Source organism: Enterobacter cloacae complex sp. IR5412 (assembly GCF_049237385.1).
Lineage (GTDB): Bacteria > Pseudomonadota > Gammaproteobacteria > Enterobacterales > Enterobacteriaceae > Enterobacter > Enterobacter intestinihominis.
In genome coordinates this window covers 17,350-25,111 of the sequence record NZ_JBMKHQ010000026.1, presented here as the reverse complement: position 1 = coordinate 25,111, position 7,762 = coordinate 17,350, and the positions used below count along the sequence as shown (strand labels likewise).

Sequence of the window (7,762 nt, the reverse complement as noted above, 5' to 3'; positions counted from 1 at the left end):
TTATGGTGATCCCCTGGGCGAAATGCGCCTGGTAAGCAGAGTTTTTGAAATGTAAGGCCTTTGAATAAGACAAAAGGCTGCCTCATCGCTAACTTTGCAACAGTGCCGAAGCAGATTATGCGTTCTCATAATGCGATACACCCGCTTTGCATTAACCACAGGCAGGCCGTCCCGCTCCGACTCCCGTCGCAGCAGCGCCCACACACGGCGATAACCATACGTCGGCAGGTCAGCCACCGCCATGTTTATCCGGGACAATACGGTGGTATCGTCAGAACGGGGCTGCCGTCTGCGATCCTGTCAGTCAGATGGCCGGTGAACCCGAATGCTCAACTGCGCACGCGACACGCCAAGACTTCTGCAAACGTCGCTTATTCGTCGTTCCCAGGCAACGAGGGCGCATGCGCAATCCATTTTTTTGCCCGGCCGAACTCCACGGCCTCTTTGAGTATCTCGGCTTCCATCGTCTTTTTGCCCAGAAGGCGCTGGAGTTCGCGAATTTGCTTATTGGCGGCAGCGAGTTCGGAGGCCGGCACCACTTCCTCGCCCGATGCAACAGCCGTCAGTGAACCGTCTTAATATTGCTTGCGCCATTTGAATATCTGGTTTGCATTGATGCCATGCAGGCGCGCGACATGAGACACGGTCATACCGGGCTCCATAGTCTGCTGAATAATGGCAATTTTTTCCTGCGGTGTACGACGCCGACGCCGCTCAGGTCCTGATAACACTCCAACCATCTTATCGTTCTGACTGGTATTAAACATAGTTCCAAGACTACCTCTTATTTTAAGAGAGTCGAAGTGTCTGGTGATCTATGGGGCCAGTCTAGCCCTCTTCCAAGTGTAGGGAGATATAGTCAAAGTTTGCTTCTCCGCCGATGAGTCCGCCCTGCGTCGGATAGTCCGATTTTTTACCGGCGAAGCACGGCTCTCCTAACCCTATCTAAAGCGAATAACTTTTTTCAACAGGGCCGCGTGCCAATGCAAGAGCGATAGGCGCTCTACGCGCCAATTTGACCACTTAAAACAGGTAAATTGAGGGGTTGTAATGTGTTGATGTAACAGGCTTTTATTTTAATGTCTTGGCATATGTATAATGGTAGTCTAGCCCTCCTTTCAACAAGGAGTACTCATGGAAACCTACAATCATACATATCGGCACCACAACTTTTCACATAAAGACTTAAGTGATCTCACCTTCACCGCTTGCACATTCATTCGCAGCGACTTTCGACGTGCTAACTTGCGTGATACGACATTCGTCAACTGCAAGTTCATTGAACAGGGTGATATCGAAGGCTGCCACTTTGATGTCGCAGATCTTCGTGATGCAAGTTTCCAACAATGCCAACTTGCGATGGCAAACTTCAGTAATGCCAATTGCTACGGTATAGAGTTCCGTGCGTGTGATTTAAAAGGTGCCAACTTTTCCCGAACAAACTTTGCCCATCAAGTGAGTAATCGTATGTACTTTTGCTCAGCATTTATTTCTGGATGTAATCTTTCCTATGCCAATATGGAGAGGGTTTGTTTAGAAAAATGTGAGTTGTTTGAAAATCGCTGGATAGGAACGAACCTAGCGGGTGCATCACTGAAAGAGTCAGACTTAAGTCGAGGTGTTTTTTCCGAAGATGTCTGGGGGCAATTTAGCCTACAGGGTGCCAATTTATGCCACGCCGAACTCGACGGTTTAGATCCCCGCAAAGTCGATACATCAGGTATCAAAATTGCAGCCTGGCAGCAAGAACTGATTCTCGAAGCACTGGGTATTGTTGTTTATCCTGACTAATTGCTTTGATGTGTGATTTTAAACGCTCAAATTTATAAAACGAATAATATTGTCAACCTTGCAATAATAGACATAGGGACAACCATGTATAAATTTTTACCCTCAGGCGTCTTCACAATAGAGCCATATAGCAGTGGGTCACTTAGTGGGCTTAATTTTTCCATTAAAGATAATATTAATATTGCTCAGTATAAAACATCATATGGTAGCCCATCTTGGCAAGTAAACATAAGGCTGCCATTTATAAGGCACTGTTGCAAAAATGTGGAGGTGATAGGGGTACTACGCCGGAACCCCAGATTTTTCCGTCCGTTCAAATTATCCACGGTTGAACAGCTTGATCCCGTCCGCCCGCAGTTGACCAACAGGGGAAATATGCCTGTACAAAGTTTGCCGGGTTATCCCAAGTTCCTGGCATAGCGTACTGACCTTTGTTTCTGATTGTCCCATTGATGCCATTGCCAGTCGCAGTTTGACTGGCGTCATTTTATAAGGTCGGCCGCCGTTCCGCCCACGGGCTCTTGCTGATGCCAGACCTGCAGTCGTTCTTTCAGCAATCAGTTCGCGCTCAAACTCCGCCAGTGCGGCAAAGATACCGAAGACAAGCTTGCCAGCGGCCGTTGTTGTGTCGATAGTCGCCCCGTGACCGGTCAGCACTTTCAGACCGGTCCCCCTCGCGGTCAGGTCGTGCACTGTATTAATGAGATGACGAAGATCACGACCGAGGCGGTCCAGCTTCCATACGACCAGCGTGTCTCCGGGTCGTAGTGCTTTCAGACAGGCTGTAAGTCCAGGACGCTCTTCTCGTTTGCCCGATGCCCGGTCCTCATAAAAATGTGCGGCATCAACACCTGCGGCGATCAGTGCATCACGTTGTAAATCATTCGTCTGCGAACCATCCGCTTTTGACATCCGAATATATCCGATGAACATATTTCCTCTGTCACATATACGTTCGATTATGTGACATTCTGATTTGGGTACCATAATCTGTCAACGGTAGTCACATTACCCGTAATTTAAATTATGACACGTAAAGGTTCTATGTTAATGATAATGTGACAAGCGCGTTTAAATAGGCATAAGGATCAGAGATGCCTACTAAAAATAAGCTCCTCAGTATTCTTTCGGACGCCGAGCAGGAAGCGCTCTATGGTCTACCTGATTTCGATGATGCACAGCGGCTGGAGTTTCTGGCGCTGAATGAATATGAACTGGCGCTGGCCTGCAGTCGCCGGGGGCTTCACGCTCAAATTTATTGCATCATCCAGATCGGAGAGCATGAAAAACCTCGGGGCAGCCATCGAATGATGCCATCTACAGGGGTTAAAATAACCACCATCATTTCATAACAATACCTGCTGACTATGAAGATCTACGTCATCAAAATAGCAGTTCATGGAGTCAGTCCGATGGTCTGGCGTCGGCTGAGAATTGCTGCCGACACGTCACTGGCCGCGCTTCACTTCATTTTCCAGATAGTGCAGGGCTGGGGGGACGACCATCTCCATCAATTTCACATTTATGGCAAAGATTACGGTATCTCCTACGAAGGAGGCATCGGTTTTGTCGATAATCCGTTCCGGGTCGTGATTGATGATTTTGCTTTTGATGCTGGCGATCGCTTTACCTATGAATACAATTTCTTTGAGCACTGGCTTCATGACATTCGTGTTGAGGCCATTTATGAAAACTCTACGCTGAAAGCGCCGTTTTGTATAAGCGGCCATGGTATGCCCGGAGCCACAGCTGCGGATGAGTTCGATAAAACCCTGGCGTTTCTTGAAGCTATCGTTAATGCGGATGATGAAACAACGGTCGGCGAGATCCGCCCTTTTGCTGACGACCTGGATGCTGTCAGGTTCAACCGCCACAAAATCAACCGGCAACTGAGCAGGCTCGACCTTGCATCTCCGGTACTGGAGCCTGAAGTTATCTGGCTGGGCCGTCGTCGCTGACTGATGTCTATAAAGGTATACGTTTTCAGCATGCCTCTCAGATCCCCGAAAAAATGTCTATAAACCTCCCTAAATCAGTGTTTATGGATTATTCTTTAAATCTCTATGATGTTTAAAGACCTTCCGGAGGTTTTGCGTGCAATATGCCTACATCAGGGTAAGCTCGGCCGATCAGAATACGGCCCGTCAGGAAGAGGCATTGTCAAAGGCGGGTTTTCAGCCTGATAAAATTTGTGTTGAGCATGCCAGCGCGAAGGACACAAACCGCCCGGGGTTACAGGAACTCCTGGGGCAATTACGCCCTGGTGATACGCTTCTGGTTCATTCCATCGATCGCCTTTGCCGGAATATGTCGGATATGTGCGCTGTCACCACCCGGCTTCGTGACCAGGGCGTTACCCTTATTTTTCTGAAAGAGCAGCTGACGTTCAGCGCCGGCACAAACAATCCGATGCAGGAACTGCAGCTGCACATGATGTCGGCATTCAGCCAGTTTGAACGAGCCTTACTGAAGGAAAGGCAGGCCGACGGCATCGCCGCGAAAAAAGCACGGGGTGAAAAAACAGGGCGCCCCGGCGCCGATATCAAAAAGATCCAGGAAATTGACGCACTCAGAAGCAGAGGGGTCAGGCTCAGGATCGCCTGCGACCATGCGGGCCTTGGCGTTTCCACATATTATAAGCTTCGTCACCAGATGAACAACCAGTAGCCGGGAGATAGTCATCCACCACAGCAGGAGGCAATGATGCAACTGACGCTCCAGATAGTCATCACCGATGAATCAGGCTCCAGTCGAACGGAGGAACTGATGACAATCCAGAAATCAGGGGAGACCCGGAACGACATCGGATTATCGGTGTCAGAATCCAAGCTGTTGCTGAATACGGTCCAGCAGTCGGTGGTCCAGCTGCAGGCAGACGAATATACTCAACACCATATCCGGTGCCCTCACTGCCTTGCTGCGCGCAGAATCAAAGGCAAACAGAAAATACGGTACCGGACGCTGTTTGGCGTTATTCCGGTATCCGGGCTTCGGGTGTACCGGTGCCGTTGTGAAGAGAGTGATACAAAGACAGTCAGTTTGCTCAGCGACTGGGCCGGCGATTATTCTCACCCGGCACTGAAATATATTGAAACCCGCTGGGCCTCGATGATCTCCTATGAAATGACGACTCGTCTGCTGAAAGATATTCTGCCGGTGGGCCACAGCCTGAATGCCTCAACGGTGAGGAATCATTTATGCCAGGTGGCGCAGCGTCTTGACGCTGAGGCTGAAGCTCATTCAGGTTTTCTTTCCGGCTGCCCCCGCGACTGGGGGAACCTGCCCAGGCCAGGAAAACCGCTTGTGGTGGGTATAGATGGTGGTTATGTTCGCGATCGGGATGACAAAAAGCGTAATTTTGAAATTATTGCCGGGAAGTCTTTTTCCGTTGGTGCGCCTGCTGACACCCGCCGCTTCGGTTTTGTTCAGAAGGATGACTGTCATCCGGAACGCAGGCTCATGACCCACCTTTCAGCGCAGGGAATGCAGGCCAACCAGCAGATATTTTTTCTGTCCGACGGCGCGGATAATCTCAGGGACCTCCAGTTCGGTATGTACCCTGAGTCAACGCATGTGCTGGACTGGTTTCATATCACCATGAGGCTGACGGTGCTCATGCAATATGCCCGGGGACTGCTGGTATCAGATCCAGAGGCGGGGAGTAAAGTTCTGGCACTGCTGGAAAGCATTAAACGATATCTCTGGCATGGCAATGTTGTCGCTGCGCTGGAACATATTGATAATTGCGTTATGTATTGCGATGACCCTGAACTCAGCTATCCTAGCCTGAAATCCCTGCAAAAACATCTGGATGAAATGTATACCTACATCCGGAATAATAAGATGATGATCCCAAACTACGGCGAAATGCGTCGGTACGGAGAGCCGGTATCAACCGCGTTTGTGGAATCCACGATCAATGAAGTGATCGCCAGACGAATGGCCAAAAAGCAGCAGATGCAGTGGAGCAGAAAAGGGGCTCATTATTTGTTACAGACCCGGACCGCCGTTTTGAATAACGAACTGCAGGATAAATTTGTCTGCTGGTATCCGGGTTTTCAAAGTGACGGGAAGGGACCAGCGATGGCAGCATAGCTCACGCTGCCCCAATATTTTTTATGCTCTCCTATATCGGCTAAAGCACTCCGGTAGCTTGATTCACCCCACGGCCACGGCAGGATCTTGGCCGTCGCAAGCGCCAGGGGAAAATCTTCAGCTGCAAGCCTGAGTGATTTCATGTGCGTGTAATCCATCGCCCAGATGATTTTTGTGAAGAAGAACTCGCGCTCGTTCATGTCCGGGCGCGCGTCCTGGCCCTCCGTGCCAACGGCCAGCAAGTAATCGGCCTGAATTGGCAGTATCAGCGCGCGTAGTAAGTCATGGATCGCCGGTTGCGGCAGTCTGCGCGCCAGATTAATTACCCGGTCGAACTTCAGTTTATCCTGCTTGCGCTTGTCGGTCTGCTCCATCAGATTTCATGGCCCCCTTCTTCATGCTCATGCTCATGGGTGTGTTCTTTTCCGGTATGGCTCTGTTCCGCCTGAGACGTCTGCGGCATGGCGTAATCGTCGTAAATGCTGCTGTCAAAGTCGTAGTCTGATGCTTCGGCATAATGCTCGTAATCGGCATACTCCTGCGCGCTCCACTGCTGATCGTCGGCAGCAGCATAATCATGGGCCAGTTCTGCATCATTTTGCTGTGCTTCATGACGCCGCAGGCCAACGGAATCATCCATAGGGTTCTGCTTAAGATGAAAGGCGTCCTCTGCGTTGCTCACCGGCTGATAATCAGTGCCGGTTGTCATGTTATGTTCATCGGGTTTCTGGTTAAACGCCATGCTTTCCCCCGTGGCTTCTGGCAGACCTTTTTCAGCTGATCGGGTTTCTAAACTGGTATCGCGGCCAATATCCTTAAACCTGGCCTCAAGCCCAAAGAAACGGTCAATTTCTGCGGCCGTGGTTTTCGGGCTGTCGCGGCTCACGCTCGATGCCAAAGATTTTTTATCGTCGGTAAAAATTTCCACCTCATGACGCGCACGCGAAATACCAACATAAAAAACGTCCTTAGAAGTGGTAAGCGATTTGGTATCTATGTTGAACAACACGCGATCACAGGTAAGCCCCTGGGATTTGTGGACGGTGGTTGCATAAGCATAGGAAAGATAAGAAGCCTGTTTTTTGTCCAGCTCAACCGTGCGCCCTTTTTTGTCCTCAAGCGTCAGTTTTTCACCCTCCACGGTTTTCACCGTGAAGCGGTCGCCGTTGGCAACGTCCAGCGTTTTATCGTTACGCGTTACCATGACCTTATCGCCCGGCGCCAGTTCGGCGCTGACTGCCTGGTATACAGACAGCTTGGTGTGTGTACGCGGGCTGAAAGCGATCTGCTCACCGCTGCTGCTTTCAACCGTCAATTTGTTGCCCGGCCCGGTATCAAGAACCTGGTAAGACTCGCCCCGCTTCATACCATTTTTGTAATCCTGTTCGGGGATAATGATTTGCCCTTTACTGAAATAACGGCTGTCGCGGCGTTCCGCCTGTGTCGAATCCACGCGGTCAAGTAGCGTGAACGTTTCGCCGGTTCCGGCAAGCCCCAGATTGCCCCGGATGTAGTCATTGAGGGTTTTGCGTGAGGCGTTCGTACCAGAGATTATCAGGGTGGCATCCTGTTGTTCTGAGGACAGAGACAGGTAGCGATCGGCAAGTTGAGCGAGTCGGGGCGCTTCTTCCTTCAGTTCGTTCACGCCGGTGATATTTTTCAGGGCGCGCGCGGCATTACCTTCAGCGGCATACTTAACCGCCTCAAGCAAAACTTCATTCTTCTGTCGCTGAATGTCTTTCATGTAGCTGGTCTGCATACCTGCTTTAATCAGCTGCTCAAAAGGCTTACCGGCTTCTACCGCTTTCGTCTGTGACGTATCCCCCAGGAATACCGCGCGAGCGTTATGCTTCTCGATCACCTCCATCAGCTGTTT

7 protein-coding genes and 2 pseudogenes are annotated in these 7,762 nt (G+C 50.3%); 5 read left to right on the top strand and 4 right to left on the bottom strand.

What is annotated here, in order from left to right:
• Positions 1-108 precede the first annotated feature (108 nt).
• Positions 109-740: pseudogene (locus ACOTX2_RS24500) on the bottom strand (transposase); the annotation flags it as partial.
• 394 nt (positions 741-1,134) lie between these two features.
• Here ACOTX2_RS24500 and ACOTX2_RS24495 point away from each other — a divergent pair.
• Positions 1,135-1,791 carry a quinolone resistance pentapeptide repeat protein QnrS1 gene (locus ACOTX2_RS24495; protein ID WP_001516695.1) on the top strand — a complete coding sequence of 219 codons (657 nt, stop codon included), beginning with the start codon at positions 1,135-1,137 and terminating at the stop codon, positions 1,789-1,791.
• Positions 1,792-2,109: 318 nt separating this feature from the next.
• On the opposite strand, the gene ACOTX2_RS24490 is transcribed toward ACOTX2_RS24495, so the two are convergent.
• Complete coding sequence (locus ACOTX2_RS24490; RefSeq protein ID WP_014839983.1) at positions 2,110-2,724, bottom strand: recombinase family protein; 615 nt, start codon at positions 2,722-2,724, stop codon at positions 2,110-2,112.
• Between the two features lie 161 nt (positions 2,725-2,885).
• Between ACOTX2_RS24490 and ACOTX2_RS24485 the strand changes: the two are divergent.
• The 4 genes and pseudogenes from ACOTX2_RS24485 to ACOTX2_RS24470 all read left to right on the top strand — a co-directional run.
• Positions 2,886-3,068, top strand: a pseudogene (locus ACOTX2_RS24485) (DUF4158 domain-containing protein); the annotation flags it as partial.
• 90 nt (positions 3,069-3,158) lie between these two features.
• Positions 3,159-3,749, top strand: coding sequence for a plasmid pRiA4b ORF-3 family protein (locus ACOTX2_RS24480; protein ID WP_012477564.1), 591 nt, complete (start codon positions 3,159-3,161; stop codon positions 3,747-3,749).
• 136 nt (positions 3,750-3,885) lie between these two features.
• Complete coding sequence (locus ACOTX2_RS24475; RefSeq protein WP_001493762.1) at positions 3,886-4,458, top strand: recombinase family protein; 573 nt, start codon at positions 3,886-3,888, stop codon at positions 4,456-4,458.
• 36 nt (positions 4,459-4,494) lie between these two features.
• Positions 4,495-5,886 carry an ISKra4-like element ISKpn19 family transposase gene (locus ACOTX2_RS24470; RefSeq protein ID WP_014839878.1) on the top strand — a complete coding sequence of 464 codons (1,392 nt, stop codon included), beginning with the start codon at positions 4,495-4,497 and terminating at the stop codon, positions 5,884-5,886.
• Here ACOTX2_RS24470 and ACOTX2_RS24465 read toward each other — a convergent pair.
• Together ACOTX2_RS24465 and ACOTX2_RS24460 are read right to left on the bottom strand one after the other, a co-directional pair.
• Positions 5,850-6,260: a DUF6710 family protein gene (locus ACOTX2_RS24465; RefSeq protein ID WP_224256499.1), complete on the bottom strand. Its 411-nt coding sequence runs from the start codon at positions 6,258-6,260 to the stop codon at positions 5,850-5,852. The two genes, ACOTX2_RS24470 and ACOTX2_RS24465, sit on opposite strands and share 37 nt — an antisense overlap.
• On the bottom strand, positions 6,260-7,762 hold a 1,503-nt coding region (locus ACOTX2_RS24460; protein ID WP_421626002.1), incomplete at its 5' end, for an ATP-dependent DNA helicase. The genes ACOTX2_RS24460 and ACOTX2_RS24465, both read right to left, overlap by 1 nt.